This is a genomic window from Bradyrhizobium sp. USDA 4538 (assembly GCF_024171045.1).
Lineage (GTDB): Bacteria > Pseudomonadota > Alphaproteobacteria > Rhizobiales > Xanthobacteraceae > Bradyrhizobium > Bradyrhizobium australafricanum.
This window is the reverse complement of the sequence record NZ_JALJZE010000001.1, coordinates 2,972,781-2,998,135: the sequence shown is the minus strand read 5'-3', so window position 1 is coordinate 2,998,135 and position 25,355 is coordinate 2,972,781. Positions and strand designations below refer to the sequence as shown.

At 65.4% G+C, this 25,355-nt stretch carries 27 protein-coding genes, 1 tRNA gene and 1 riboswitch; of the genes, 14 read left to right on the top strand and 14 right to left on the bottom strand.

Annotation, left to right across the window (positions count from 1 at the left end):
• Positions 1–83: 83 nt before the first annotated feature.
• Together pimD and J2R78_RS13415 are read left to right on the top strand one after the other, a co-directional pair.
• A complete protein-coding gene (gene pimD, locus J2R78_RS13420; protein WP_253604867.1) occupies positions 84–1,229 on the top strand; it encodes a pimeloyl-CoA dehydrogenase small subunit in 1,146 nt (381 codons plus the stop codon).
• A gap of 126 nt (positions 1,230–1,355) precedes the next feature.
• Positions 1,356–2,129: an SDR family NAD(P)-dependent oxidoreductase gene (locus J2R78_RS13415; RefSeq protein ID WP_253604864.1), complete on the top strand. Its 774-nt coding sequence runs from the start codon at positions 1,356–1,358 to the stop codon at positions 2,127–2,129.
• 51 nt (positions 2,130–2,180) lie between these two features.
• On the opposite strand, the gene J2R78_RS13410 is transcribed toward J2R78_RS13415, so the two are convergent.
• A complete protein-coding gene (locus J2R78_RS13410) occupies positions 2,181–3,374 on the bottom strand; it encodes an O-succinylhomoserine sulfhydrylase (RefSeq protein WP_253604862.1) in 1,194 nt (397 codons plus the stop codon).
• A 76-nt stretch (positions 3,375–3,450) separates the two neighbouring features.
• Positions 3,451–3,530: riboswitch (SAM riboswitch) on the bottom strand.
• A 134-nt stretch (positions 3,531–3,664) separates the two neighbouring features.
• Here J2R78_RS13410 and J2R78_RS13405 point away from each other — a divergent pair.
• The 3 genes from J2R78_RS13405 to J2R78_RS13395 all read left to right on the top strand — a co-directional run bounded on the left by J2R78_RS13405 (position 3,665) and on the right by J2R78_RS13395 (position 7,556).
• Positions 3,665–4,771 carry a 2'-deoxycytidine 5'-triphosphate deaminase gene (locus tag J2R78_RS13405; RefSeq protein WP_028339061.1) on the top strand — a complete coding sequence of 369 codons (1,107 nt, stop codon included), beginning with the start codon at positions 3,665–3,667 and terminating at the stop codon, positions 4,769–4,771.
• Positions 4,772–4,934: 163 nt separating this feature from the next.
• Positions 4,935–5,984, top strand: coding sequence for a hypothetical protein (locus J2R78_RS13400; RefSeq protein ID WP_253604860.1), 1,050 nt, complete (start codon positions 4,935–4,937; stop codon positions 5,982–5,984).
• 129 nt (positions 5,985–6,113) lie between these two features.
• The gene (locus J2R78_RS13395; protein WP_253604858.1) at positions 6,114–7,556 is read left to right on the top strand and encodes an MATE family efflux transporter; all 1,443 of its coding nucleotides are present in this window, start codon (positions 6,114–6,116) and stop codon (positions 7,554–7,556) included.
• Positions 7,557–7,737: 181 nt separating this feature from the next.
• Here J2R78_RS13395 and J2R78_RS13390 read toward each other — a convergent pair whose 3' ends face one another.
• The 4 genes from J2R78_RS13390 to J2R78_RS13375 all read right to left on the bottom strand — a co-directional run bounded on the left by J2R78_RS13390 (position 7,738) and on the right by J2R78_RS13375 (position 10,127).
• The gene (locus J2R78_RS13390) at positions 7,738–8,154 is read right to left on the bottom strand and encodes an SRPBCC family protein (RefSeq protein WP_253604856.1); all 417 of its coding nucleotides are present in this window, start codon (positions 8,152–8,154) and stop codon (positions 7,738–7,740) included.
• A gap of 129 nt (positions 8,155–8,283) precedes the next feature.
• On the bottom strand, positions 8,284–8,643 hold the full coding sequence (locus tag J2R78_RS13385; RefSeq protein WP_168857618.1) for a VOC family protein: 360 nt from the start codon (positions 8,641–8,643) through the stop codon (positions 8,284–8,286).
• Between the two features lie 56 nt (positions 8,644–8,699).
• Positions 8,700–9,539, bottom strand: coding sequence for an AraC family transcriptional regulator (locus tag J2R78_RS13380; RefSeq protein WP_253604854.1), 840 nt, complete (start codon positions 9,537–9,539; stop codon positions 8,700–8,702).
• A 9-nt stretch (positions 9,540–9,548) separates the two neighbouring features.
• On the bottom strand, positions 9,549–10,127 hold the full coding sequence (locus J2R78_RS13375) for a methylated-DNA--[protein]-cysteine S-methyltransferase (RefSeq protein ID WP_253604845.1): 579 nt from the start codon (positions 10,125–10,127) through the stop codon (positions 9,549–9,551).
• 77 nt (positions 10,128–10,204) lie between these two features.
• On the opposite strand from J2R78_RS13375, the gene J2R78_RS13370 reads away from it, so the two are divergent.
• The 4 genes from J2R78_RS13370 to J2R78_RS13355 all read left to right on the top strand — a co-directional run bounded on the left by J2R78_RS13370 (position 10,205) and on the right by J2R78_RS13355 (position 12,554).
• Positions 10,205–11,833 carry a 4-amino-4-deoxy-L-arabinose transferase gene (locus J2R78_RS13370; protein ID WP_253604843.1) on the top strand — a complete coding sequence of 543 codons (1,629 nt, stop codon included), beginning with the start codon at positions 10,205–10,207 and terminating at the stop codon, positions 11,831–11,833.
• 110 nt (positions 11,834–11,943) lie between these two features.
• Positions 11,944–12,017, top strand: a tRNA-Gly gene (locus tag J2R78_RS13365).
• Positions 12,018–12,087: 70 nt separating this feature from the next.
• Entirely contained in the window at positions 12,088–12,339 is a 252-nt protein-coding gene (locus J2R78_RS13360) for a DUF3551 domain-containing protein (protein ID WP_309144998.1), read from the top strand.
• A gap of 41 nt (positions 12,340–12,380) precedes the next feature.
• Complete coding sequence (locus tag J2R78_RS13355) at positions 12,381–12,554, top strand: hypothetical protein (RefSeq protein ID WP_253604841.1); 174 nt, start codon at positions 12,381–12,383, stop codon at positions 12,552–12,554.
• Between the two features lie 354 nt (positions 12,555–12,908).
• Here J2R78_RS13355 and J2R78_RS13350 read toward each other — a convergent pair whose 3' ends face one another.
• Positions 12,909–13,928: an LLM class flavin-dependent oxidoreductase gene (locus J2R78_RS13350; protein ID WP_253604839.1), complete on the bottom strand. Its 1,020-nt coding sequence runs from the start codon at positions 13,926–13,928 to the stop codon at positions 12,909–12,911.
• Between the two features lie 247 nt (positions 13,929–14,175).
• Here J2R78_RS13350 and J2R78_RS13345 point away from each other — a divergent pair, with 247 nt between their 5' ends.
• The 3 genes from J2R78_RS13345 (at position 14,176) to J2R78_RS13335 (ending at position 16,907) form a co-directional block, all read left to right on the top strand.
• On the top strand, positions 14,176–15,342 hold the full coding sequence (locus tag J2R78_RS13345) for an NADH:flavin oxidoreductase/NADH oxidase (protein ID WP_253604837.1): 1,167 nt from the start codon (positions 14,176–14,178) through the stop codon (positions 15,340–15,342).
• Positions 15,343–15,378: 36 nt separating this feature from the next.
• Positions 15,379–16,308 (top strand): dihydrodipicolinate synthase family protein, encoded by a 930-nt coding sequence (locus J2R78_RS13340; RefSeq protein ID WP_253604835.1) that lies wholly within the window; start codon positions 15,379–15,381, stop codon positions 16,306–16,308.
• A 233-nt stretch (positions 16,309–16,541) separates the two neighbouring features.
• Positions 16,542–16,907, top strand: a complete 366-nt coding sequence (locus J2R78_RS13335) for a hypothetical protein (RefSeq protein ID WP_253604833.1) — start codon at positions 16,542–16,544, stop codon at positions 16,905–16,907.
• A gap of 16 nt (positions 16,908–16,923) precedes the next feature.
• On the opposite strand, the gene J2R78_RS13330 is transcribed toward J2R78_RS13335, so the two are convergent.
• The 7 genes from J2R78_RS13330 to J2R78_RS13300 all read right to left on the bottom strand — a co-directional run bounded on the left by J2R78_RS13330 (position 16,924) and on the right by J2R78_RS13300 (position 22,305).
• Positions 16,924–18,093 (bottom strand): cytochrome P450, encoded by a 1,170-nt coding sequence (locus J2R78_RS13330; RefSeq protein ID WP_253604831.1) that lies wholly within the window; start codon positions 18,091–18,093, stop codon positions 16,924–16,926.
• 109 nt (positions 18,094–18,202) lie between these two features.
• Complete coding sequence (locus J2R78_RS13325) at positions 18,203–19,000, bottom strand: helix-turn-helix transcriptional regulator (protein ID WP_253604822.1); 798 nt, start codon at positions 18,998–19,000, stop codon at positions 18,203–18,205.
• A gap of 206 nt (positions 19,001–19,206) precedes the next feature.
• The gene (locus tag J2R78_RS13320) at positions 19,207–19,569 is read right to left on the bottom strand and encodes a nuclear transport factor 2 family protein (protein ID WP_253604820.1); all 363 of its coding nucleotides are present in this window, start codon (positions 19,567–19,569) and stop codon (positions 19,207–19,209) included.
• Positions 19,570–19,663: 94 nt separating this feature from the next.
• Entirely contained in the window at positions 19,664–19,984 is a 321-nt protein-coding gene (locus J2R78_RS13315; protein WP_229189393.1) for a cupredoxin domain-containing protein, read from the bottom strand.
• An 11-nt stretch (positions 19,985–19,995) separates the two neighbouring features.
• Complete coding sequence (locus tag J2R78_RS13310) at positions 19,996–20,517, bottom strand: DUF4142 domain-containing protein (protein WP_057016034.1); 522 nt, start codon at positions 20,515–20,517, stop codon at positions 19,996–19,998.
• A 95-nt stretch (positions 20,518–20,612) separates the two neighbouring features.
• The gene (locus J2R78_RS13305; protein ID WP_253604817.1) at positions 20,613–21,302 is read right to left on the bottom strand and encodes an RNA polymerase sigma factor; all 690 of its coding nucleotides are present in this window, start codon (positions 21,300–21,302) and stop codon (positions 20,613–20,615) included.
• A 94-nt stretch (positions 21,303–21,396) separates the two neighbouring features.
• Positions 21,397–22,305 (bottom strand): LysR family transcriptional regulator, encoded by a 909-nt coding sequence (locus J2R78_RS13300; protein WP_253604814.1) that lies wholly within the window; start codon positions 22,303–22,305, stop codon positions 21,397–21,399.
• 107 nt (positions 22,306–22,412) lie between these two features.
• Between J2R78_RS13300 and J2R78_RS13295 the strand changes: the two genes are divergently transcribed.
• Together J2R78_RS13295 and J2R78_RS13290 are read left to right on the top strand one after the other, a co-directional pair.
• A complete protein-coding gene (locus J2R78_RS13295) occupies positions 22,413–23,477 on the top strand; it encodes an aromatic ring-hydroxylating dioxygenase subunit alpha (protein WP_253604812.1) in 1,065 nt (354 codons plus the stop codon).
• 289 nt (positions 23,478–23,766) lie between these two features.
• Entirely contained in the window at positions 23,767–24,924 is a 1,158-nt protein-coding gene (locus J2R78_RS13290; protein ID WP_253641412.1) for an alpha/beta fold hydrolase, read from the top strand.
• Between the two features lie 77 nt (positions 24,925–25,001).
• On the opposite strand, the gene J2R78_RS13285 is transcribed toward J2R78_RS13290, so the two are convergent.
• A complete protein-coding gene (locus J2R78_RS13285) occupies positions 25,002–25,352 on the bottom strand; it encodes a RidA family protein (protein ID WP_028334578.1) in 351 nt (116 codons plus the stop codon).
• Positions 25,353–25,355: the final 3 nt, after the last annotated feature.

The following is a 25,355-nucleotide window of genomic DNA, read 5'->3' as shown; positions in this document are numbered from 1 at the left end:
TCGCGATCCGACCTCTCCCCGCAAGCGGGGCGAGGTGAAGAGGCCCCGGCTTGAACAACGATCAGTTAGTTAAGGGAACGAACATGGATTTTGATCTGTCCGAGGAGCAGCGGCTTCTCAAGGAAAGCGTCGACGGGTTGCTGGCGGATGCCTACGACTTCGATGCGCGCAAGAAGTACATGAAGGAGAAGGGCGGCTGGAGCAAAGCGCTCTGGAGCAAGCTCGCCGAGCAGGGCCTGCTTGGTCTGCCCTTCGCGGAGACCGACGGCGGCTTCGGCGCCGGCGCGGTCGAGACCATGATCGTGATGGAAGCGCTCGGCAAGGCACTGGTGGTCGAGCCTTATCTCGCCACCGTCGTGGTCGCCGGCGGTTTCCTGCGCCATGGTGGCTCGGCCGAGCAGAAGGCCAAGTGCATTCCCGGCATCATCGACGGCAGCAAGACCTTCGGCTTTGCCCAGCTCGAGAAGAACTCGCGCTACGACTTGTTCGATGTCGTGACCACGGCGAAGAAGAAGGGCGCTGCTTACGTGATCGACGGCGAGAAGTTCGTCGTGCTCAACGGCGAGAACGCCCAGACCTTGATCGTGACCGCGCGCACCAAGGGCGGCCAGCGCGACAAGACCGGCATCGGCGTGTTCCTGGTTCCGGCGGATGCCAAGGGCGTCACCAGGAAGGGCTATCCGACCCAGGACGGCCTGCACGCCGCCGACGTCACCTTCACCAATGTCGAGGTCGGTGCTGACGCCGCGATCGGCGATCCCGGGAACGGCCTGCCTCTGATCGAACGCGTCGCCGACGAAGCCCGCATTGCGCTGTGCGCGGAAGCGGTCGGCGCGATGGACGAGTCGCTGAAGGAGACGGTCGAGTACATCAAGACCCGCAAGCAGTTCGGCGTTGCGATCGGCTCGTTCCAGAGCCTGCAGCACCGCGCCGCCGACATGTTCGTGGCGCTTGAGCAGGCCCGCAGCATGTCGATGTTCGCCACCATGGCGTCTGACTTCGACGATGCCAAGGAGCGTGCGTCGGCGGTTGCCGCCGCCAAGGTGCAGGTCGGCAAGTCCCTGAAGTTCGTCGGCCAGCAGTCGATCCAGCTCCATGGCGGCATCGGCATGACCATGGAAGCCAAGATCGGCCACTACTTCAAGCGGCTGACCATGATCGAGAACACGCTCGGCGACACCGACTACCACCTCCGTCGCGTCAGCGAGGGCGGCGGGTTGTTGGCCTGAGCCATCTCCGTCATTCCGGGGCTCGCGAAGCGAGAACCCGGAATCTGGCGCCGTAACCTCTGGATTCCGGGTTCGCGACTGCGTCGCGCCCCGGAATGACGTGCAAATAACAGGGAAACAACAACAATGAAAAACACCCCGTTCGATCTCACCGGCCAGGTCGCGGTCATCACCGGCTCGAGCCGCGGCATCGGCCGCTCCTCGGCCGAGCTCCTGGCCAAACTCGGCGCCAAGGTCGTGATCTCCTCGCGCAAGGCGGATGCTTGCCAGGAAGTCGCCGACGGCATCAAGAAGGCGGGCGGCGATGCGCTCGTCATCCCCTGCAACATCGCGCGCCGCAACGAGGTCGAGGCGCTGGTCTCGGGGACGATCAAGCATTACGGCAAGATCGACATCCTGGTCTGCAACGCCGCGGTCAATCCCTATTACGGCCCGCTGCTCGACATCACCGACGAGGCCTTCGACAAGATCATGGGCTCCAACGTCAAGAGCAACATCTGGCTGTCCGCACTGGCGATCCCGCAGATGGCCGAGCGCGGCAAGGGCTCGGTCGTGATCATCTCCTCGATCGGCGGCCTGCGCGGCTCGACCGTGATCGGCGCCTACGGCATCTCCAAGGCGGCCGACTTCGCACTGTGCCGCAGCCTCGCCGGCGAGTGGGGCCCGAAGGGCGTGCGCGTCAATTGCGTGGCGCCGGGCCTGGTGAAGACCGATTTCGCCCGCGCGCTGTGGGAGGACCCGGACAATCTGAAGCGCCGCACCGCATCGACGCCGCTCCGCCGTATCGGCGAGCCCGACGAGATCGCAGGCGCTGTGGCCTATCTCGCTTCCGACGCGTCGACCTTCATGACCGGCCAGACCATCGTGGTCGACGGCGGCGTCACGACGGCTGCGACTTAATCTTCAAGAGAAGCCGTCGTGGCCGGGCAAGCCCGGCCACGACGCGTTGCTTCAGACTTGCTCCAGCGCCCGCTCGAAATCCTCGATCAGATCGTCGGGATGCTCGAGCCCGGCCGAGAAGCGAACGAAACCTTCGCTGATGCCGAGCTCGGCGCGGGCCTCCGGCGCCAGGCGCTGATGCGTCGTGGTCGCGGGATGCGTGACCAGGCTCTTGGCATCGCCGAGATTGTTGGAGATGCGCGAGATCTTCAGGGCGTTGAGACAGCGGAAGGCGCCGGCCTTGCCGTCCTTCACCTCGAAGCCGACCAGCGTCGAGCCGGCGCCCATCTGCTTCTTCACCGTCGCGGCCTGCGGATGATCGGGACGGCCGGGATAGACCAGCCGCGTGATCTTCGGATGCCTGGCCAGCGCCTCGGCGATCTTCGCCGCGTTCTCGGTCTGGGCGCGGACGCGGACGCCGAGCGTCTCCAGCCCCTTCAGCAGCACCCAGGCGTTGAACGGCGACAGCGACGGCCCGGTCTGGCGCATGAAATTGTGGATGTGCTCGGCGATGAAGGCCTCCGACGACAGGATGACGCCGCCGAGGCAGCGGCCCTGGCCGTCGATATGCTTGGTTGCGGAATAGACCACGACGTCGGCGCCGAGCGACAGCGGGCTCTGCCAGATCGGCGTCGCAAACACGTTGTCGACGATCAGCCGGGCGCCGCCGCTATGCGCGATCTCTGCGATCGCGCCGATGTCGAGCACGTCGAGCGTCGGATTGGTCGGGCTCTCCAGGAAGAAGGTCTTGGTGTTCGGCCGCAACGCGCGCTGCCACTGGTCGAGGTCGAGGCCGTCGACCAGCGTCGTCTCGATGCCGTAGCGCGGCAACAGGTCCTGCACCACGTAGAGGCAGGAGCCGAACAGGGCCTTCGAGGCCACCACATGATCGCCGGCCTTCAGCGGGGCGAGGATCGCGGTGGTCACCGCGGCCATGCCGGTCGCGGTCGAGCGCGCGGCTTCCGCGCCCTCGAGCTCGATCATGCGGCGCTCGAACATCGCAATGGTCGGGTTGGAATAGCGCGAATAGATGAAGCCGGGGTCCTGGCCCTTGAAGCGCGCCTCGCATTGCTCGGCGGTGTCGTAGACGTAGCCCTGGGTGAGAAACAGCCCTTCCGACGTCTCCCCGAATTGCGAGCGCAGCGTGCCGCCATGGACGAGGCGGGTTTCGGGACGAAAGCGGGCCGTGGTTTCAGATTCAGACATGTGACCTCCGAGGTGGCCATTTCCCCTGGAAACTGGCCACAAAAAAACCGGCCTGGAGCAACCTCCACAAGCCGGGATCACACTGTCCCCGGCCTGTTTAGCGACTTATTTAACGTGGCTGCAAGCCGGCCGGCTCAAATCACCACGGGATAAGTGCAGCTGATATTCCCTCGCGCCCTTTCCGTCAAGACGGTCATCGGATAACCCGTAAAAGCCCATATTTTGGGGCTTGATGGCCGCCTGGAGTATGATTTTTGGGTCATCTCAAGGGATCGCCGAGGGACCGCATCGTGTCGTTCACGCTGGAAGATGAATCCAACGGAATCCTGCCCGACCGCATGATCGCGGAGATGGCGGAGGCCGGCCTCATTCTGCCCGCCTATGACTTCGTCGAGAGCCAGATCCAGCCGGCCAGCCTCGATCTGCGCCTCGGTGACATTGCCTACCGGGTCCGTGCCAGCTTCCTGCCGGGACCCGATGCCACCGTCGCCGAGCGGATCGACGAGCTGAAGCTGCACGAGATCGATCTGTCCGACGGCGCGGTGCTGGAGACCAACTGCGTCTACATCGTGCCGCTGTTGGAGAGCCTGGCGCTGCCGCCGGAGATCGTGGCCGCGGCCAACCCGAAGAGCTCGACCGGACGGCTCGACGTCTTCACCCGTGTGATCGCCGACGGCACCCGCCGCTTCGACATGATCGGCGCCGGCTATCACGGCCCGCTCTATGCCGAGATCAGCCCGAAGACGTTTCCCGTGCTGCTGCGCGAGGGTTCGCGGCTCAGCCAGGTCCGCTTCCGGATCGGCGAGGCCACGTTGACCGCCGACGAGCTCGATGCGCTGCATGCCGCCGAGCGGCTGGTCGATATCGACGATGCCGATCTCTCCGATGGCGTTGCGCTTTCCGTCGATCTTTCCGGCGAGAGCTCGGGCGGCTTTGTCGGGTACCGCGCCAAGCGCCACACCGGCGTGGTCGATGTCGATCGCCGCGGCGGCTATGCCGTCGACGACTTCTGGGAGCCGATCAAGGCCCGGCCCGACGGCAGTCTCATTCTCGATCCCGGCGAGTTCTACATCCTGGCGTCGAAAGAGGCGGTGCAGGTGCCGCCGGACTACGCCGCGGAGATGGTGCCGTTCGATCCGCTGGTCGGCGAATTCCGCGTCCACTATGCCGGCTTCTTCGATCCTGGTTTCGGCTATGCCGGCGCCGGCGGCAAGGGCGCGCGCGCCGTGCTGGAGGTGCGCTCGCGCGAGGTGCCGTTCATCCTCGAGCATGGCCAGATCGTCGGCCGTCTCGTCTATGAGCGGATGCTGGAGCGTCCCGATGCGCTCTACGGCCAGCGCATCGGCTCGAACTATCAGGCGCAGGGCCTGAAGCTCTCCAAGCATTTTCGCGTGTAATTCCGTTTCGCGCGCGCTTAATTCCGTAGCCCGGATGAAGCGCTAGCGAAATCCGGGACGCTGCATACGCGCAATGAGCTGCCCCGGATTGCGCTTCGATTCATCCGGGCTACGATTGCGCGCGCGAGGCTTTATCTCGCCAACAAGAACAGCGGGAGCAGACATGACCGGAGAGCAGGACGCGCGCGAAACGCAGTGGCGGAAGTGGCGCAGTGTCGCCGATCTCTATCACGCCTTCTTCACCGGCCTGATCCTCACCGTCGTCACGCGGCGCGGCACGGCTGATGCCGCCGAGTTCGTCTTCCGCGTGTTTCGCCGCCAGCAGCAGGAACGCTTTCTCCCCGGCTTGAAGAAGCTCGGCCTCGACGGCCTGCCGCCGGCGGTCGCGGCCGCGCAATATCATTACCTCTCCAACTGGATCGGCGGCGTGCATGTCGAATACATGTATGAGACCGACCGCAAGGCCTGGATCCGCTATCCGCCGCCGCGCTGGATCTGGAAGGGCACGGCGATCTGCGGCGTGCCCGGCGAGGTCTCGCGCGCGATGCTGCGCGGCTGGCACGCCAACAACGGTGTCGCGCTCGGGGACTTGCGGCTCGGCTTCGTCTGCACCAAGCAGAGTGTCGACGGCCAGGACGGCCTCGAAGGCTATTACTGCGAGTACGATCATCCGCTCGAGCTCGACCAGCGCCTGGTGTTCGCGCGCCATCTCGAGGCGCCGCCATTCGATCCGAACACCGCGCCGGCGCTGCCGGTCGACAGCTGGCCGAAGCCGCGGCTGGAAAAGGCCTATCGCAGCTACGCGATGGAATATGTGAAGACGGCCGCGCCGGTCATCGTGCAGGTGTTCGGCCCGGAGGATGCGAGCTATCTGCTGCATCTCACCGGCAGACTGATCGGCATGCAGTATTATGACGAGGTCGCGCAGGCGCTCGGCGGCAGCCGTGGCCGTGCCACGGAATTTGCCGCATTCCTGCGCACGCTCTTCGAGTCGCAGGATGATGTCGCTGACATCAGCGAATCCGAGGGCCAGTTCGAAATCCGCCAGCAGGGCTGGAAGCTGATGGCCGACGTGGCCGACTATCATCCGGCCTGCGCCAGCGTATTGACCGGCCTGTTCGAAGGGCTGGCCGCCGGCTGCGGGCGGCATATTCCGGTGCATCTGAAGCCGAACAGCACCGCCGGCGCGCCGTTCGTCTGGTCGATCGGCTAGCCCCAAGGTTCATCCGGGTTCACCTGCAATCGCGCAGGCCCCCCTTGCGCCCCGCGCACGTGGATTCCGCCGCCGCCATGGTAGGGAAACACCATGGCGCGGCTCCCCAGATCGCGCGTGGGAGTAGAAATGTCCGATCTCGGCCTCGCCGAAATTCCTGTCGACGAACAAGAGCGGCCGCTGCCGCCGCCGGTGACCAAGCCGGCGCGCAATGCGCTGCTCGACGGGCCGATCCTGCGCACGCTTCTGTGGCTCGCCTGGCCGAACGTGATCGCGCTCTCGGCCGGCACCTGCGTGGTGATCGCGGAGACCTCCTATATCGGCCGGCTCGGCGTCGAGTCGCTCGCGGCGATGGCGTTGGTGTTTCCCTGCGTGATCCTGACCATGACGATGTCCGGCGGCGCGATGGGCGGCGGCGTCGCATCCGCGATCGCGCGTGCGCTCGGCGCCGGCGAGATCGAGCGCGCCTCGACGCTGGCGATGCATGCGCTGCTGATCGGCCTGACCTTTGGTTTGACGTTCATGCTGGGCATGCTGATCTTCGGCCCGCGCCTGCTCGAACTGCTCGGCGGCCGGGGCAATGTGCTGGCGCAGGCGATCGCCTATTCGCAGGTGTTCTTCGGCGGCGCGATCCTGCCCTGGCTGATGAACACCATGGCCGGCATCCTGCGCGGCACCGGCAACATGAAGCTGCCGTCGACCATGATCCTGTCCTCGGCGGTGTGGCAGATCATTCTCGGCGGCACGCTCGGGCTCGGTCTCGGTCCGGTGCCGCAATTCGGCATGCGCGGCGTCGCCGCGGGGTCGCTGATCGCCTATTCGATCAGCATCAGCGTGATGGGCTGGTATCTGTTCTCGGGCCGTGCCCGCGTGAAGCCGAAACTCAAGGGGCTGCGCGTGCAATGGGCGATGTTCATCGACATCCTCAATGTCGGCGCGGTGTCCTGCTTCTCGCCGTTGCAGTCGGTTCTGACGATCTCGATCTTCACCCACATGCTGGCGCAGTTCGGCACCGCGGTGCTCGCCGGCTACGGCATCGGCGCGCGGCTCGAATTCATGCTGACATCGGTCGCCTTCGCGGTCGGCATCGCCTCGGTGCCGATGATCGGCATGGCGGTCGGCGCCGAGCGCGTCGCGCGGGCCCGGCGCATCGCCTGGACCGCGGGCACGTTGTCGTTCCTTGCGGTCGGCGTGGTCGGCAGCTTCATCGCCGTCTTCCCCGACCTCTGGGTCAATCTGTTCACCAACGATCCACATGTGCGGGCGACCAGCCATCAATATCTCTCGACCGCCGCGCCGATGTACGCCTTCATCGGCCTTGCGATGTCGATGTATTTCTCCTCGCAGGGGGCCGCGAAGGTGCTGGGTCCGGTGCTGGCGCAGACCGCGCGGCTGATCTTCATCGGTGCCGGCGGCTGGTGGCTGTCGACGCATGAGGCGAGCGCGCAGAACTTCTTCGCACTCGCCGCCGCCTCGATGGGCGTGCTCGGCGTGCTGTCCTGCCTCAGCGTGATCCTGACGCGCTGGGGCAAGTCGGCACCGGTCGCCGAGGCGCAGCCGGCGCTGTCGTAGATATTAAACCCGTCATCCTGAGGAGCCGCGAAGCGGCGTCTCGAAGGATCGACGGCCCAGGTGTTTCGGCGTGCGCTCGTAGAAACAGCGGGGCTGTCGCCCTTCGAGACGGTCGCTTCGCGACCTCCTCAGGGTGATGGTCATAGTTCGAAATGCGCGGCCAGTCGCATGACCTAGCGGATCACGCCGCGCTCTTCTCCCTCGCCGACTTGGCCATCGCCGCCTGCATCGCCGCCGCGCCGAGGTCCATTTGCGCGTCCATGTAGGGCGCGACCTCGTGCGGCAGCACGTCGGCGATCCACACCACGCGGCAGCGCGCGTCGCCCTCGGCGAACACCTGCACCGAGGCGGAATGCTGCTTCAACCGCTCGCTGCTGATCGCATAGACCAGCCTCTGTCGGTTGTCGTCGCAATCGACCAGCGTCTCGCGCGCCACGGTGCCGTTGACGAAAGTGACAGTGCGGACGTCGCCGTCCAGTTGCGTATCGGTCACGAAGCCCGGCACCAGCCGCGTATGCAGTGCGCCGAAATCGCGCAACGCGTCCCAGACATGATCTGCCGGCGCGTCGATCGGGATATCCTTGTGAATGGAAGCCATCGTTCAATCCTCGTTGGTTTCAGATGTGTCGTCATTGCGAGGAGCGAAGCGACGAAGCAATCCACACCGCAGCAGGCGGAAAGATGGATTGCTTCGCTCCGCTCGCAATGACGGCGGAGCTGTGGTGTGCTAGGTCGACACCGCCTCGACATTGTTGCCGTCGGGGTCGAGCAGGAACGCCGCGTAATAGGTCGGGCTGTAATCCTTGCGATGGCCCGCCGCGCCGTTGTCCCTGCCGCCGGCTTTCAGGCCTTCGGTATGGAATGTCTTGATCGCGTCGTGGCTCGGGGCACGGAACGCAACGTGCGCGCCGCCCTGGGTCTTGCCCTTGTGCAGATGCAGCCAGAGCGCGGGCTCGCCCTTCGGGCCGAAGCCGGCGCCGCTGTCGTCGCGCGAGCAGAGCACGAAGCCGAGTGGCGCCAGCACTGCGGTGTAGAAGCGCACGCTGGCGTCGAGGTCGGCAACGCGCAATCCGATATGGTCGTACATGAGTAAATCTCCAGTCGCTAAGCGCATCGAAAGACGCGCGGACTGGATCAGCCTAGCTATTGCAGCGCGAGACGTTCTTGGAAAATCTTGCGGTCGCCGCGCGAGGCCCGGCGGAACTTCAGCGGCGAGGCACCCGCAGCGCGGTGGAAGCTGCGCACGAAATTGGACAGGTCGCCGAAGCCGACGTCATAGGCAATGTCGGTGACCGGGCTGTCGTCATCCGCAAGCCGCCGCGCCGCATGGCGCAGCCGCGAGCGCACGAGATATTGATGCGGGGTGACGCCGAGCACGGCGGAAAACAGCCGCAGGAAATGGAAGGTGCTCAAGCCGGCCTGTTCCGCCGCATCGTCGAGATCGATCTGATGGTGTGAATTGGCGTCGATCCACAGCGCGGCCTCGACGGCGCGGCGGCGATCGCGCAAGCCTGCGGTGAGCGGCTTTGCCTTGCGGTCGGACACCAGCTCGACAAGGCGGCTGGTGAGGAGGTGGCCGATCTCGTCGAGACCGACGTCGCTGTTGCCAGCTGCCGCCGTTTGCGCGAGCTCGCCGATCACCATCAGTTCCGGCAGCGGCGGCACCGACCCGACCTGCCAGACCGACGTGCGGTCGCCGATGGTCTCGACCAGCTCCGGGTCCAGGAAGAACGACAGGCATTCGTCGCCGACCACGTGGTCGTGCGTGCAGGTGTATTCATCGCCGGGATGGCCGACCAGGATCGAGCCTGCCACCAGCTCATGAAAGCGGCCGCGGCAATGGCAGCCGAAGCTGCCGCTGCGCACATAGGACACCGAGTGGGAGGCGAACTGCTCGGCGAACGGCTTGTCGCCGGGTTCCGCCGTGCAGCGGAACTCGTTCACCGTGATGCGATCGCGCTGCAGCAGCGTGGTTCGGACCATACCCGGGATTTAAGCTTGCGGCCGGAGTCGTGCAACGGGCAGCAGCACATCAAAAAGGGTCTTGCTGGTGGTCGGCTGGGCGCCCTCGATCGAGAGCAGCCGCCGTTTCGAGATGCTGCCGCCGTTCGGCGAGATCCGGTCGGCATAATTGCCCGCCTCGAGCACGCGGTGGCAGGGCACCATGACCATGAAGGGATTGCGGCCGAGCGCCTGTGCCACCGAATAGACCGCGCCGGACGCGCGCAAGGCGCTCGCCACCTCGTCATAGGTCCGGGTTTCGCCGCGGGGAATGGTGCGGACAAACTGGTAGACGCGCGCGTTGAAGGCCGGGATGCCGCTCATGTCGAGCGCAACGCCGGCAAGGTCCCCAATGCCGCCGCGCAAGGTCGCGGCGATGCCCTCGATCGCGACAGCGACCTCCTCGGGAGGCCGCATCTCGCGCGCGTCAGGATAAAGCTTGAATAGCCGCTTGCGGGTCTCGATCTCGCGCAGCTCGGGAAGCTGCACGCCAGCCACGCCGAGCTCGCCCCACGCGATGCCGCATCGGCCGATCGCCGTGTCGAAAATGGTATACCCACGCCCCGCCATGACGCCACCAGCCCCATGCGCGCGATCCTAACATTGTCGCCGGCGCGCGCATCCGGAATCTTGACGTTTAGCTAACCATGTCGCGGCCCCTTCTGTGTGACCCCGCCAATTTATCAGTCACGCATCTTAAAGGCTTTGCCCGCTATCTGGTCGTCAGCATGCTGCTCCACGGTACGATCGGCGGAACGATGACCAGCACCGGCGCGGATGGGGCGCGCGGCAGCACAGCCGTGGCCGGGACATCGACCGGGCGTCTTCATCCGCTGTTCGCATTGTTGTTGCTGGCATTGGTCCTGCGCCTTGCGGCCGCGCTCTGGCCCAACGTGATGTATCCGGACGAGATCTTTCAGTATCTCGAGCCGGCGTGGCGGATGCTCGGCCATGACGGCATTTTGACGTGGGAGTGGCGCGAAGGCATTCGCGGCTGGTTCCTGCCGACATTGCTGGCCGGGCCGGTCGCGGTGGGCGGCTTGATTGCGCCGGGGGGCGAGGGCGCTTTCCTGGTGCCGCGCCTGGTCGCCGCATCTGCGTCACTGTCGATCGTGGTCAGCGCCTGGTTCTTTGGTGCACGGATTTCGCGAACCCATGCCATCGTCGCGGCGTTCGCTGCGGCAGTCTGGTTCGAGTTGATCCTGCTCGCGCCGCACACATTGGGCGAGCCGTTGGCGACAGCGCTGGTCGTGCCGGCGGCGCTGCTGGTGACCGGCCGTCCGTCGCCGCGGCATCTGGCGATCGGCGGCGCGTTGCTCGCTTTCGCCTTTGTCTGCCGCTTTCAGTACGCGCCGGCCATCGCCGTGCTTGCGCTCGGCGCCTGCTGGATGCGTTGGCGAGACCTGATTCCTATGATCGCGGGCGGTCTCGCCGCGCTGATGCTCACCGCCGCGATCGACCTTGCGCATGGCGCCATGCCGTTCGCCTGGCTGATCGGCAACATCAAGGAAAACCTGCTGCACGATCGCGCGACCGAGTTCGGCGTGACGCCGCCTTCGGCCTATCTCGCCAACTTCCTGATCGTGTGGTCGGCGGCGATCGTGTTGCCGCTCGCCGCGATCTGGCGCGGCGCGCGGCATGCGCCGCTGCTGCTGGCCGTGGCGTTGGTCAACCTCGTCTTCCACAGCTTGATCGCCCACAAGGAATACCGCTTCGTCTTCTTGTCGGTGGCACTGTTCATCATCGTCGCGGCGCTGGGATCGGCCGATTGGGTGCAATGGCTGCGCGCAAAACCCGGGTGGCGCCGCTGGGCATTGCCGATCGTCACCGGCGGCTGGGCCTTGCTCTCGGTGACGCTCGCCGGCGCCAGCGAGGGGATGCGCGACTACTGGACGCGCGGTGTCGGCGCGGCGCGGCTCGCCGCCGAACTGCGCAGCGATCCGCAGCTGTGCGGCCTCGCACTTTACAATGTTCGTTTCCAGCTGTTGCCAGGGCGGGAACGATTGGTCGGCCCAGTACCGCTCTATGCGCTGGAGCCCGCCGATCCGCTCGCCGAGCTGATCCTGCCGCCGCTGTTGCAGGCGACCAGGCCGGCCTTCAATCGCATCCTCGCGCGCCCCGCGGCCGCCGGTGATCTGCCGGCGGATTATTCAAGGCAAAGCTGTGCCCGCGTCGGCATCGCCGATGCCTGCATCTATGCACGAAGCGGCACCTGCGACGCATCCGCCGCCGCGGCTTTTGTCATCAATGACGTGCTCGTGAGGATGGGCCACTAGCGGGGGCGGTGCGGCGATCGGCTCCAATGCGCGCTTGATCCGTTGCCTCCGCCCGGGCTATGGTCCGGCCGGGTCGCACCCCTGAGGTGCGACCTCAAGCAATTGAGATCGCGGGCGTAGTTCAATGGTAGAACGGCAGCTTCCCAAGCTGCATACGAGGGTTCGATTCCCTTCGCCCGCTCCAGCCTTCAGGCAAATGTCGCGGGACAGTTTGTCGGCACGGCAATGTATTTGACGACAGCAGGAGACGTGACGTGAGATTGCTTGGAGCGCTGCTGCTTGCGCTGGGCGCGCTTTGGATGACGAGGCCGGCATCCGCGCAAATGTATGATCCGCGCTATCCCGTCTGCATGCATGTTTACGGTGAGTTGGTCGGCGAACGCATGGACTGCATCTTCACGTCGCTGGATCAGTGCCAGACCAGCGCTGTGGGCATGCCGGCGACCTGTCTGGTGAACCCTTATTATGCGCCAAGGTCGGCGCGTCCTCATCGGCCTGAACGATGACCTTTCCGCCGGTATCGCGAGCGTTCATTTGAGATCAGTGCATGGCATGGTGGTACTACGCGTTCTTCGCGATCGTTCTGCTCGGATGTTGTGCATTGGTGGTTCGCGCCCGCCGCGGCAGCAATGAAAGAGAAGACGAGGAGCTGAACCGGCGGATCGACGAGCGCGTCGATCGGCTCGATCTCACCCGGCGCAATCGCGACAGGGATTCCTGACCCAGGGGATCCGCAGACGGCCTTCGCTATTATCCCGGGATATTACGGCGATCTGTTCACGCAACGTGCGCGCCTAACGCACCGTACTCGACCTGTTCTTCTCACAACGCGCAGTTATGTTTCCGTAGTTCTCCGCGTTTGAGAACGAAGTTCCGCCGGAACGATGTCGCGGGTTCCGGCATTGGTCGAATAGAGCCGACCGACCTCCGGCGAGAACGGTCGGTTCAAGCCCGCGCCTGGCCGTTCCCTCTCAACAGCCCCCCTAGAAGACGGCCGGCGCGGGTCCTTATCCCGGTCCTGCTCGATGTGACGAGGCTGCGCGCCGGGCGAGTATCGCTGACGTTCGCGATGGATTTAGCGCCAGCCCAAAGCGGGCGCGATCTGGGTCAAGATCGTCTCGATCACATGCGCGTTGTAGTCGACGCCGAGCTGATTGGGGACGGTCAGAAGCAAGGTATCGGCCTCCGCGATCGCCTCATCCGTCTTGAGCTGCTCGATCAGCCTGTCCGGCTCGGCGGCGTAGCCGCGGCCGAAGATGGCGCGCGTCCTCTCATCGATGAAGCCGATCTGGTCTTGCTCCTGGCCGTTGCCGAAATAGGCGCGGTCGCGATCGTCGACCAGCGCGAAGATGCTGCGGCTCACCGAGACCCGCGGCTCGCGCGTGTGCCCGGCTTCCTTCCAGGCGGCACGATAGGCCCGGATCTGGGCGGCCTGCTGGATGTGGAAAGCCTCTCCGGTCTCGTCGTTCTTCAGCGTCGAGCTTTGCAGGTTCATCCCGAGCTTCGCCGCCCACACCGCGGTGGCGTTCGAGCCGGCGCCCCACCAGATGCGCTCGCGCAGGCCTTCCGAGAGTGGTTCGAGCCGCAGCAGGCCGGGAGGATTGGGAAACATCGGCCGTGGATTGGGCTGCGCAAATCCCTGGCCGCGCAGCATGTCGAGGAAGATCTCGGCATGACGCCGGCCCATGTCGGCGTCGGTTTCGCCCTCGCCCGGCTGATAGCCGAAATAGCGCCAGCCATCGATCACCTGCTCGGGTGAGCCGCGGCTGATGCCGAGTTGCAGGCGTCCCCTCGCGATCAGGTCGGCCGCGCCGGCGTCCTCGATCATGTAGAGCGGATTTTCGTAGCGCATGTCGATCACGGCGGTGCCGATTTCGATCCGGCTGGTCCTGGCGCCGACGGCCGCCAGCAGCGGGAACGGCGAGGCCAGTTGGCGGGCGAAGTGATGGACGCGAAAATACGCGCCGTCCGCGCCGAGCTCTTCGGCCGCGACCGCGAGGTCGATGGATTGCAGCAGCACATCCGCGGCCGAGCGGGCCTGCGACTGCGGCGAGGGCGTCCAGTGCCCGAATGAAAGGAATCCGATTTTCTTCATGCCGGCAATGTAGGGATGTCCGCGACGAATTGCGATCCGTGACGTGACCCGGGGATGACCGAAAGTGTTTACCCGCCGGGAAATTGTTCTGCGGCAAATGTTGCGGGTTTTGCAGATCGCGCCGTTGCGCAAGTGCTGCATGCGTGCAGGTCTTGCCGCCTGCGCCGCGGCATGGCTTGCGATCCCGGGGCGCGCCGCCTAGCTTTCCGCCACGATTTCTCCCGCCAACACCGTCCCGCAGGTCCCGATGTCGCAGCCGCTTCTGTTTCAGCCGATCACGCTTCGCGGCGTGACCTCCCGAAACCGCATCCTGATCTCGCCGATGTGCCAGTATTCGGCGACCGACGGTCTCGCCAATGACTGGCATCTTGTGCATCTCGGCAAGTTCGCCCAGGGCGGCGCCGGGCTCGTGATGGTCGAGGCCGCGGCGGTTGTCGCCGAGGGCCGCATCACCCATGGCGACGTCGGCATCTGGAACGACGAGCAGATCGCGCCGCTCGAACGGATCGCCGCCTTCCTCAAGGACAATGGCGCAGTGCCCTCGATCCAGCTCGCGCATGCCGGCCGCAAGGCCAGCATGCAGCGTCCCTGGTACGGCAATGCCGCTCTCGATGAGGCCGACCGCGCCCGCGGCGATCTGCCGTGGCGGACGGTGGCGCCGAGCGCGATCCCGATGGAAGACGGCTGGTTGATGCCGCACGCGCTCGACGTGGCCGAACTCGCCGCGCTGCGCGAGCAATGGCGGCGCGCCACCTTGCGCGCGGTGGAGGCCGGCTTCGAATTCGTCGAGGTGCATTGCGCGCATGGCTATCTGCTGCACGAATTCCTCTCGCCATTGTCGAACCGCCGCACCGATGCCTATGGCGGCGATCGCGCCGGGCGGATGCGCTATCCGCTCGAGATCATCGAGACCGTGCGCGCGGCCTGGCCCGCGGAGCGGCCGCTGTCGGTGCGGATCTCCTCGGTTGACGGTATCGACGGCGGCCTGACGCTCGAGGACCAGGTCGCGTTCGCCCGCGAAGCCAGGGCGCGCGGTGTCGATTTGATCGATTGCTCGTCGGGCGGCCTGCTCGGCTCGGCGACCGCGGCGCGGATTCCGCGCGGCTACGGCTTTCAGGTGCCCTATGCCGATGAGATCCGCCGCGCCGCCGACATTGCGACCATCGCGGTCGGCCTCATCCTGCATCCGCAGCAGGCCGAAGACGTCCTGGCCAACGGCCAGGCCGACCTGGTCGCGATCGGCCGCGAGGCGCTGTTCGATCCGAACTGGCCGCTGCATGCCGAGCTTGCGCTTGGCGCTGGAGGCGGCGAGGTGTTCGCGTCCTGGCCGAAGCAGTATGGTTGGTGGCTGGAGCGGCGCGAGCCGGGCCTGCGCCGGCTCGACGGCCCGCCGCTGCCGTTCCGCCAGAGCTGACAAGAAAATCCGACAACAACCTGGGAGGTCGTTATCATGACATCAGTCGCAAAGCGCCCCTATCGCGGCGTCTTCCCCGTGGCGCCGACCATCTTCGACGCCGACGGCAAGCTCGACCTCGACGGCCAACGGCGCTGCGTCGACTTCATGATCGACGCCGGCTCCCACGGCATCTGCATCCTCGCCAATTTCTCCGAGCAGTTCGTGCTGACCGACGTCGAGCGCGAGACCGTGATGCATACGGTGCTCGAGCATGTCGCCGGCCGCATTCCCGTCATCGTCACCACCACGCATTTCTCCTCGGCGGTCTGCGCGGCGCGCAGCCGCGAGGCGGAAGCTGCCGGGGCTGCGATGGTGATGATCATGCCGCCCTATCACGGCGCGACCTTCCGCGTCGGCGAGCCGGGCATCTATGAGTTTTATCGGGTCGTGTCGGATGCCATCAACATCCCGATCATGATCCAGGACGCGCCGGTCGCGGGCACGCCGCTCTCGGTCGATTTCCTGGCGCGGATGGCAAAGGAGCTCGCCAATATCAGGTACTTCAAGATCGAGGTGCCGATGGCGGCGAACAAGCTGCGCGGCCTGATCGAGAAGGGCGGCGCCGAGATCGAGGGGCCGTGGGACGGCGAGGAGGCGATCACGCTGATGGCCGATCTCGATGCCGGCGCCACCGGCGCGATGACCGGCGGCGGCTATCCCGACGGCATCCGCCAGATCATGGATCCGTTCTTCGCCGGCCGGCGCGACGAGGCGGTCGGGGCCTATGCGCGCTGGCTGCCGCTGATCAATTACGAGAACCGCCAATGCGGGCTGCAGGCCTGCAAGGTGCTGATGCGCGAGGGCGGCGTCATCAAGTCCGATGCAGTGCGCCACCCGCTGCAACCGCTGCATCCCGCGACGCGCGCGGGGCTGATCGAGATCGCGTGGACACTCGATCCGGTTGTGCTGCGCTGGGGACGATGAGAGGACGCCTGGTCAGGGCCTTTAGGACGCTCTCTCGATCGCCGGCGCGCATGGACGTTGATCTGGCGAGCGGAGCCGGTGTGGCGGGCTTGGCTGAAGGGCTCGGGCGAAACCTTGTCGAAGCATGATGCCGCCGCTGCCGCTCTTGAAATTCTCGTGCCTGATCACCACCTTGGGTGGAGTACGCGATCATCGACCCTGCTTGAGTTCGCTGCAGTGAGCTTGGTTCGCCGATGGTCGTGCATGGCTGCCCGGACAAGGAGGGGGCCATGTTGCGATGTATCCGCTTGGCGGCACTCACCTTGGCTGCCGCGTTGATGTCGACGGTGGCTGGCGCAGCGCAGACTTGCGCCTCCCGGTCCGATTTCGTGACCTTCCTCAAAGACCATTTCGGCGAGGTTGAGGTGCACCGCGGATTGTCCGATCGCGGCCACCTCGTGGAGGTCTTCGTTTCGCCGGCGGGTACCTGGACGATCCTCTTGTCGCGGCCTGACGGTTTGTCCTGCCTCGTCGATGCGGGCGAGGCCTGGACCACGACGGTCCCCCCATCACGCGACGCGCGATTGCTGAGCCTCGTCGTGCCGGGTCCCGTGCACTGAACCTGCGCAAAGCACGCTACGCGTCCCACGTCACCGGCAAATCCAGCAGGCCGCGGAACGCCCAGCCGCCGATCCGCGCCGGCTGGTGCTCGACCAGGCGCAGATTCTTCAGCCGCTTGAAGATCGCAGGCAGCGCGACGTCGGCGACCATGGCGCGCGAGGCCCAGGCGCCGGCGCAGAAATGCGGGCCGGCACCGAACGCGATGCTCTTGCTGGCGTCGCGGCGCACGTCGAACGCGTCGGGCTTGTCGAAGTGTTTCTCGTCGCGGTTCGCCGAGCCGAACATCAGGAACACGCGCTCATTGGTCTCGAATGCGACGTCCCTGATCGTCCAGGGCTTTGCGATCCGCCGCGGCGACATCCCGATCGGCGAGATCCAGCGCGCATATTCCTCGAACACCTGCAGCCACGGGATCGTGCCGCTCGTCGCCAGCGCAAGCTGGTCGGGATGGGTCAGCAGCGCCCATACCGTGCCGGCGATCGCATCGCGCGGCTCGTTCTGGCCGCCCGAGATCGCAAGCTTGATATTGGCGCGCACGCTCTCCATCGGCATGTCGGTCTGCAGCATCACGCCGAGCAGGCTGAGGTCGGGCGTCTTGCGCAGCCTGGGGGCCATGTCGTCGATCGCGGCATCGATCCCGGAGGTCGCCGCATGGCAGCGCGCCTCGATCGCGGGATCGCCGACATAATTGGCGATGCCGTCGATCATGCCCTGCGACCACGCGTTCATGTCCTGGAAGCGCATGTTGGTGAGGCCGGTGATCGACTTCAGGCATTCGGCCGAGAACGGCAGCGCGAACGCCTGCACGAAATCGACCACGCCGTCCGGCTTCAGTTCGTCGAGGATGCGCGTCGCGTGGGCTTCGAACTGCGCCGTCCAGTGCGATCTGACCGTTTTGGGCGAGATCGCCGGAAAGATCGCCTTGCGCTCGTTCATGTGCGCATCGCCGTCCTTGCGCATCATGTTGTGGCCCATCAGCTTGTTCATCAGCCCCTCGGGCTGGTGCGATGAGAACACGTCGATCTGCTTCTCGGAGATGAAGATGTCGTCGCGGCTGCACAGCAGCGTGCTGCCGAGCTGCGGCACGAAGGCGATCGGCGCCTCCTTGCGCATGCGCGCCAGCGCCGGATGGGGATCCTGCCAGAAGGCAGGGACGTCGATATTGAAATGGGGCGCGGTGCTCACGACGTGATCTCGGTTTGGCCTCGGGTTTTCGGACCGAGCATAGGCCGGGCGGCGCGGCCCGTCTGTCCCCACCGCTGGGGACAGCGGGAGACCATCGCCTGGAGCGCGCTCAGTTCAACTGACGCGCCGACGCCATCAGGCGCAGCGCGATCGCGAACAGCTCGTTCTGCGAGGAGATGCCGAGCTTGTCATAGGCGCGCTTGCGATAGGTGAGGGCGGAGTGCAGCCCGATGCCGAGCTCGGCGGCGATCGCTTCCGAGCTGAGGCCGGAGAGGATGCGCAGGCAGACCTCCTGCTCACGCCCGGTCAGCCTTGCCAGCGGCTCGGCGGTCGCAAACAGGATCTTCAACCGCTCGATCGGATCAACATCCGGTGCCGGGTCGCGCTGGAAATGCCGCGCCACGGCCGCCGTCAACGCCGGCGCGACCGCGGCCAGGCGCGCGATCTGCTCGCGGCTGAAGCGGCCTTGCGCGGTGATCTGGTAGAAGTTGACATAGAAGCAGATGTCGCCGGTCCAGATCGCGGAGGCGAACTTGTCGACGATGTCGGAGTCGTCGAAGAAGATCTTGCGGTAGCCGTCGCTGTACATGCGGCGGGCAAAGTTCGGCAGCACGATCGGCGCGGCCTGCGTCCGTCCCTCGAACACCGCGTCGCGGTTCGGGTCGGCCTGATGGAAATGCTCGGAATAGGCGATCCCGAGGTCGCGCCCGGTCGGGATGTTGCCGACATCGAGCAGGCTCGCGGCGGTCCGCGGACCGGTGAACGAGAACACCATGCAATGACCGACCCCGGCGACGCGCCGCAGCGCGCCGATCAGGGCCTGCGGAAAGCTGTCGCGGCCGATCGCCAGCAGCGCCGGCGTGATGTCGCTGACGACAGAAGTCTCGAAGGCGTAATCTGCCTTCATGGCGTCCTCCCTGTGTTTCGGGAAGACTAGAGCCTTTTCCGTTCCGATGGAATCGGAACGGGGGCTCTCGATTCTTTGTTTTGACGCGGTTTCTTGACGCGAACCGGGATCCATTCGCTCGAAAACGCTCTGTCAGCGACATCGCCGGCGTGGAAAGCGCCCCGGAATGACGAGAGGATATAGGTCGCGGTTGCCTGAGGAAGGCCTCAGGCGCCCGGCACCTGGTCGAGGAAGCCGGTGATGCTCCTGATCCGGCCGTCCTTCAGCATGGCGAAGTCGGTGCCCTTGATCGGGCTGTCGATGCCGTCAGGGCCAAGGCCCCAGGAGAACCGGACATGGTCGCCGAAGCCGTTCGGCTCCCCGATCAGCTTGAAGCGGAAGTCCGGAAACTTCTGCTGCACGCCGGCGATCAGCGCGTCGACGCCCTCATGGCCGTCGCCGTTCATCAGCGGATCGATATAGCGCGCATCGGCGGTCCAGTTCTCGCTCAGCATCTCGCGACGCCGGCTCGGCGTTCGCTCGTTCCAGAGATCGATATAGCGGCGGGCGATGGTGGCATGGTCGGTCATGGTGCTCTCCTTCGATAGTGCCGGACTGTGCGGCGGTCCGGACTATCGAAGGTTCGCGTGTGCCGATCGATTACCTCTGAGGTCATCGCGCGGGCTATGGTGCGATGGTCAGCACCGCCTTCATGTTGGGATGGTAGCGGCAGTAATAGTCGACCGTGCCGGCCTTGGTCAGGACCGACTTGATCGTCTTCTTCGGCGCGATCGTCACGTCGAAGTCGCCGTTCTTCGCGGTGGCGGTGTGCGCCAACACGTCCTTGTTGACCCATTCGATGGTGTCGCCGACCTTGGCCGACACCTCGGCCGGCGAGATCACCAGATTTTCCATCACGATCTGGATGGTGGCCGCATGCGCCGGGACGGCCATCGCGCCGAGCGCGAGCAAAGCCAGCGTTGCGAGACAGCGTCCTGGCAACATCGCGCGCCTCCTTACTTCAGGCCGGCCGCAACATGTTCGGCATGCTGCTGGTGGCCCTGGAAGATCTTCAGGCCGGTCTGCAGCAGGCCCTTCAGCTCGGGATTGCTGGCCGAGGGGATCAGCTGCGTCTCCAGCGCGGTGTTGACGGCCTTGTGGTAGGCGACCTCGTTGTCGATATAGGCCTTGTCATAGGCGGCGCCCTTCAGCTTGCCGAGTTCGGCGAGCTTGTCGGCCGCCTGCTTCGACAGAGCCTTGCTGGTGTCGTTGTCCTCCGGCGTCACCTTCAATTTCTTGACGAGGTCGAGCGCCTGCTTGTTCACCGCCTCGTGGTCGCGCGCCATGTCCTTGGCGAACGCCTTGACCTCCTTGTTGGAAGCCTTCTCTTCCGCCTGCTTGGCGGCATTGATGTCGATCACACCGGCCGTATAGGCGATGTGTGCGATCTGTGGATCGGTCGGCTTTGCGCCCTGCGCCAGCGCAGCGCAGTTGAGAAGGCTGAGCGCGGCGACCGCGATACCCAATCGAACGAACATGGTTTGACACTCCTGTTGAGCCGGGCGTAGCGCGCGGCGCGTCGTTGCTTGCACAGGAGTTGGATGGTGCGGACGAGCAGAGGTTCCCGAAAAATTCAGGCGGTGGCGCGCAGCCGTTTCAGAACCGCCTCGGTCAATCGCTCGCAGCGCTTGCCCGCGAAGGGGAACGCCTCCATGACGACGGGGCCGATCTTCCGCTCGACATTGTCGCGCAGCATGGTGCGGGCGCGGTGCAGGCGGGTCTTCACGGTTTCCGGCTTGAGGCCGAGGATCTCAGCGGTCTCCTCGACATTCATGCCCTCGATCACGCGGGTGATGAAGACGAGGCGGAACGCCTCGGGCAGCTCGTCGATCGCGTGCTCGACGACGTGCTGGATCTCACGCTGGGCCATGGATTTTTCCGGATCGTCCGTTGACGACAGGGGGAACTGGATGATCTGGGCTTCAGGAGCACCTTTCGGCAGATCGGACCATTCGACGCTGCTGTGCCTGCGGCGCAGGCGGCCGAGCGCCTCGTTCATCGCGATCCGCGACAGCCAGGTCGAGAGGCTGGAGTCGCCACGGAACTGGTCGAGATGGGTAAAGGCGCGCACATAGGCGTCCTGAACCACGTCCTCGGCCTCGTTGTCATTGCGCAGGATGCCGCGCGCCAGCCGGAACAGCCGGCGATTATTCGCCTGCATGATGGCGCGGATCGCGGCCTCGTCGCGGGCAAGCGCGCGTTGCACCAACTCGGCATCGTCCGAGCGGTTCGGCGGCAGGGACGTTACATGGACCTGGCGCATGGCGGGTCGCCCTCACTGTTGGCGGAATAATACCATTGGATGCCGACCGACCGTGCAGGTTCCCGGGAAAATGGTAATCGGCCAAAAAAGACCGCTACGGCCTGATATAGGCCTCCGGATCGCCGCGCGCATGCGCCTCCATCGCATCGAGGAAGCAGCGCACCTTCGCCGGGACAAATTGCCGCGCCGGCAACAGCGCATGCACGTTGAGCGGCTCGCAGGCATGATCGGGCAGCAGCCGCCGCAACTCGCCGGCCGCGACGGCGGCGCGGGTGTAGCTGGCGGTGACCCGCAGCACGCCATGGCCGGCGAGCGCGGCCTGCAGCCGGACATGGGCATTCGAACTGGTCAGGCGTGCGCGATCGACCGCGAGATGCTCGACCGCGCCGCCGGGAGCGGTGATCGCCCATGGCGGATCGCTGGGGCCGGTGAGCAGCGGCAGCTTTCTCAGATCATCCAGCGTGCGCGGCTCGCCGAATTTCTCCAGCAGTGCCGGTGCCGCGAACAGGCCGCGCTCGAGCGTGAAGACGCGGCGGATCACGATGCCGGCCGACGGCAGCGGCGTCTCCAGCATCGCAAACACGATGTCGTAGTTCTCGGCGATCGGACTAACGATGTCGTGCTCGACGTCGATCCGGATCGAAAGCTCCGGATAGCGGCCCATCACCGCGCAGGCGACCGGCCCCGCATGATGCGCGCCGAATTCGTACGGCGCCTTGATGCGCAGCGTGCCGGCGACCGCGCTGGACATCGCCAGCGCCTCGCTGTGGGTGTCGTGCAGCGCCGCGAACAGCGGGCGCACCTTGCGATAGATGGTCTCGCCGGAATCGGTCAGCCGCAGGTGCCGGGTGGTGCGCTCGATCAGCCGCAGCCCGAGATTGGCTTCGAGACGCTGCACCGCAGCACTGAGGCTCGATTTGGGATGGCCGAGCACGCGCGCAGCCGCGGTGAAGCCGCCATGCTCGACAACCTCGCAAAACAGCTCCCAGTCGCGCCACTCCATGGCCGATTGTCCATCCACCGGTACAGTGTGTCCAGCCAAATCGGATTATCCCGGTGACCGCAATCACCTAACCTCGTCGCAACCAAATCTTGCATCGGGAGGGTGAGATGGCTGACGACGGAATTTTCCTGCGCAACGCCTGGTACGTGGCGGCGCTGAACCACGAGCTGATCGACGGCAAGAAATTGGCGCGCACCATCCTGGAGCGGCCGATCGTGATCTATCGCGGCGCCAGCGGAAAGGTCGTCGCGCTCGACGACCGCTGCTGCCATCGCGCCGCGCCGCTCTCGATGGGGCGCATCGAGGGCGACGACATCAGATGCATGTATCACGGCATGAAGTTCGCGGCCGACGGCAAGTGCATCCAGATCCCGGGCCAGGACGCGATCCCTGCCAAGCTCGGCGTGCGCAGCTATCCCGTGGTCGAGCGCTACAACATGATCTTCATCTGGACCGGCGATCCCGAGAAGGCCGATCCGAAACTGATCCTCGACTATCCGCCGCTCGAGGATCCCAGATGGCGCGGCCTGCCGGGTTACATGCACTACAGGGCCAATTGGCTCCTGATTGTCGATAACCTCAGCGACTTCGCGCATCTCGCCTTCGTGCACACCAACACGCTCGGCGGCTCCGAGGAATACGCCTACAAGACCAAGCCGGTCGCGATCGAGAAGCTGGACGACGGTTTCCGTGTCGAGCGCTGGCACATGGGCGCCGAGCCGCCGCCCTACCACAAGAAGGTGATTTCGAACAAAACCGACAAGATCGACCGCCGCAATATTGGCCGCATGATCGTGCCCGGCATCTTCACGCTCGACACCACGTTTGCGCCGGCGGGGCAGGGCGTCGAGAAGGGCGTCCAGGTTCCGGGCACGCGGTCGTATCGCAACGCGCAGTTCATGACGCCGGAGACGCGCTCGACCACACACTTCTTCTGGAATTATCTGCACGATTTCGACATCGACAATCCGAACGTTGCGCTGTCGCTGCGGCACAGCCTCGAGGAAGGGTTCAACGAGGACAAGGATATCATCGAGGCGCAGCAGCGCGTGTTCGACGCCGATCCGGACTATCAGCTGCTCGCGATCGGCGCGGACGCGCCGCTGACTTATTTCCGCTGGCTGTTCGCGCGCAGGCTCGAGGCGGAGAAAGGCACGGCACGCGCCGCCTAGAGCATGATCCGGAAAAGTGTGAAGCGGTTTTCCGAAAAGATCATGCTCAAACAAGGAGCTAAAGCGCGATGATGATTCAACCCAATCTCATCGCGCTTTAGTCCGTTGCAACGACGGCTTTTGCTGCTTGGCAGCAAGCCGCGCCGGGGTCGCGAGATCGTGACATCCCGGCGTGGCTGCCGCTCCAGCCGGTTTGGCGTAAACTGATCCGACCTGAATTTGTCGGTTCTTGATCAGCGTGAAGGTGACCCGCGTTGGCCAGACCATCCCGGTAGCGATCAATCGGTGAATGAGCTTGCCCGAAAAGACGGATCCATCGGATCGAAGTGCGAGCGCTAGCTGGGCGCAGGACGCCTGGCTATGGCCGTTTGAAGCCGCGCGATTGGCGTTGGACATCTACTCGCAGTGGTACCCCAATCGTGCGCCCGAGCCCACGGATTCGCCCGGCGAAGCGGCGGCGCTGCCCTGGACGACAGCCCATTCGGTCGCGCTTCAGCTGCCGTCGATGTGCCTGCTGGATTTCTCGAGAGCGGCCGAAGGCCGGCCGCTGCTGGTCTGCGCGCCCTATGCGCTGCATCGCGCGCAGATTGCGGATCTGGCCCCCGGTCACAGCCTGATGGAGGCGTTGCAGAAGGCCGGCGTTGCGCGTCTCTATCTCACGGATTGGCGCTCGGCGGCACCGGAGATGCGATATTTCTCGATCGACACCTTTCTGTCCGATCTCAACGTGGCCGTCGACACGATCGGGCCGCCGGTCGACCTTGCAGGTCTCTGTCAGGGCGGCTGGCTGTCGTTGCTCTATGCGGCGCGCTTTCCCGGCAAGGTACGGCGGCTTGTGCTTGCCGGCAGCCCGGTCGACGTCTCGGTGCCGTCGGAGCTTTCCCGGATGGTCGGCTCGCTTCCACCGCAAGGCTTCGAGGCGCTGGTCCGTCAGGGGGATGGGATCATCAGCGGCAAGCACATGCTGCAGGCCTGGAGCATCCCGTTCACCATGCGTGACGCGGAAGCGGCGCTGCAGAGGCGGCTCGACCGCAATTCGGAGGATGCGCGGGCGTTGCTCGATCGCTTCACGCGCTGGAATGACGAGACGCTCGATCTGCCGGGCACCTACTACCTCGAAGTGACCGACTGGATCTTTCGCCAGAACCGGATCGCGGCTGGCGACTTCCTCGCGCTTGGCTGCAAGATCGATCTCGCTGCCGTGAAGCAGCCCGTCTTCCTGCTCGCCGCAGAGAACGACATCGTTGTTCCGCCCGACCAGGCATTTGCGACAGCGCGGCTCTTGGCCACGCCGCCCGCGTGGCTGCAATGCCATACCGAGCCGTGTGGTCACCTCGGACTGTTCATGGGCTGCAAGGCTCTCGCCGGCTCATGGCGCCGGATTGCCCGCTGGCTTCAGTCCGATCTCGGTGAGGCTGCCGGCGAGCAAGCGCGGATCAGCGCGTGAGTGCAAGATGAAAAATGCCCCGAATTGCGCTTTGCAATCCGGGGCATCCGGTATCCGTTGGATGACGTGCGTCGCGTCTATTTCGCCGCGACGACCATGATCTCGACATTGTACTGCGGCGCCGCCAGCTTGGCCTCGACGGTGGCGCGGGCCGGGGTGTTGCCCTGCGAGACCCAGCCGTCCCACACCGCGTTCATTTCCGGGAACGTCTTCATGTCGGTGATGTAGATCGTCGCGCTGAGCAGTTTCGACTTGTCGGTGCCGGCCTTGGCGAGGTGGCCGTCGATGATCGACAGGATGTCCTTGGTCTGGTCGGTGACGCTGCCGCCCGCGGCCTTGCCGGCGACGACGCCGGCGAGATAGACGGTGTTGCCGTGCACGACGGCCTGGCTCATGCGCGGGCCGGTTTCGAAACGCTGAATGCTCATTTG

Excerpts from the sequence above, each read along its gene's own strand:
- J2R78_RS13395 (WP_253604858.1), top strand. The coding sequence starts at position 6,114 with ATGTCCGATCTCGGCCTCGCCGAAATTCCTGTCGACGAACAAGAGCGG.
- J2R78_RS13415 (WP_253604864.1), top strand. The coding sequence starts at position 1,356 with ATGAAAAACACCCCGTTCGATCTCACCGGCCAGGTCGCGGTCATCACC.
- J2R78_RS13390 (WP_253604856.1), bottom strand. The coding sequence starts at position 8,154 with ATGGCTTCCATTCACAAGGATATCCCGATCGACGCGCCGGCAGATCAT.
- J2R78_RS13290 (WP_253641412.1), top strand. The coding sequence starts at position 23,767 with ATGAGCTTGCCCGAAAAGACGGATCCATCGGATCGAAGTGCGAGCGCT.
- J2R78_RS13320 (WP_253604820.1), bottom strand. The coding sequence starts at position 19,569 with ATGACCGACCATGCCACCATCGCCCGCCGCTATATCGATCTCTGGAAC.
- J2R78_RS13345 (WP_253604837.1), top strand. The coding sequence starts at position 14,176 with ATGTCGCAGCCGCTTCTGTTTCAGCCGATCACGCTTCGCGGCGTGACC.
- J2R78_RS13370 (WP_253604843.1), top strand. The coding sequence starts at position 10,205 with ATGTCGCGGCCCCTTCTGTGTGACCCCGCCAATTTATCAGTCACGCAT.
- J2R78_RS13295 (WP_253604812.1), top strand. The coding sequence starts at position 22,413 with ATGGCTGACGACGGAATTTTCCTGCGCAACGCCTGGTACGTGGCGGCG.
- J2R78_RS13400 (WP_253604860.1), top strand. The coding sequence starts at position 4,935 with ATGACCGGAGAGCAGGACGCGCGCGAAACGCAGTGGCGGAAGTGGCGC.
- J2R78_RS13300 (WP_253604814.1), bottom strand. The coding sequence starts at position 22,305 with ATGGAGTGGCGCGACTGGGAGCTGTTTTGCGAGGTTGTCGAGCATGGC.
- J2R78_RS13305 (WP_253604817.1), bottom strand. The coding sequence starts at position 21,302 with ATGCGCCAGGTCCATGTAACGTCCCTGCCGCCGAACCGCTCGGACGAT.
- J2R78_RS13355 (WP_253604841.1), top strand. The coding sequence starts at position 12,381 with ATGGCATGGTGGTACTACGCGTTCTTCGCGATCGTTCTGCTCGGATGT.
- J2R78_RS13310 (WP_057016034.1), bottom strand. The coding sequence starts at position 20,517 with ATGTTCGTTCGATTGGGTATCGCGGTCGCCGCGCTCAGCCTTCTCAAC.
- J2R78_RS13335 (WP_253604833.1), top strand. The coding sequence starts at position 16,542 with ATGGTCGTGCATGGCTGCCCGGACAAGGAGGGGGCCATGTTGCGATGT.
- J2R78_RS13315 (WP_229189393.1), bottom strand. The coding sequence starts at position 19,984 with ATGTTGCCAGGACGCTGTCTCGCAACGCTGGCTTTGCTCGCGCTCGGC.
- J2R78_RS13350 (WP_253604839.1), bottom strand. The coding sequence starts at position 13,928 with ATGAAGAAAATCGGATTCCTTTCATTCGGGCACTGGACGCCCTCGCCG.
- J2R78_RS13380 (WP_253604854.1), bottom strand. The coding sequence starts at position 9,539 with ATGGTCCGAACCACGCTGCTGCAGCGCGATCGCATCACGGTGAACGAG.
- J2R78_RS13325 (WP_253604822.1), bottom strand. The coding sequence starts at position 19,000 with ATGAAGGCAGATTACGCCTTCGAGACTTCTGTCGTCAGCGACATCACG.
- J2R78_RS13385 (WP_168857618.1), bottom strand. The coding sequence starts at position 8,643 with ATGTACGACCATATCGGATTGCGCGTTGCCGACCTCGACGCCAGCGTG.
- pimD (WP_253604867.1), top strand. The coding sequence starts at position 84 with ATGGATTTTGATCTGTCCGAGGAGCAGCGGCTTCTCAAGGAAAGCGTC.
- J2R78_RS13285 (WP_028334578.1), bottom strand. The coding sequence starts at position 25,352 with ATGAGCATTCAGCGTTTCGAAACCGGCCCGCGCATGAGCCAGGCCGTC.
- J2R78_RS13410 (WP_253604862.1), bottom strand. The coding sequence starts at position 3,374 with ATGTCTGAATCTGAAACCACGGCCCGCTTTCGTCCCGAAACCCGCCTC.
- J2R78_RS13375 (WP_253604845.1), bottom strand. The coding sequence starts at position 10,127 with ATGGCGGGGCGTGGGTATACCATTTTCGACACGGCGATCGGCCGATGC.
- J2R78_RS13340 (WP_253604835.1), top strand. The coding sequence starts at position 15,379 with ATGACATCAGTCGCAAAGCGCCCCTATCGCGGCGTCTTCCCCGTGGCG.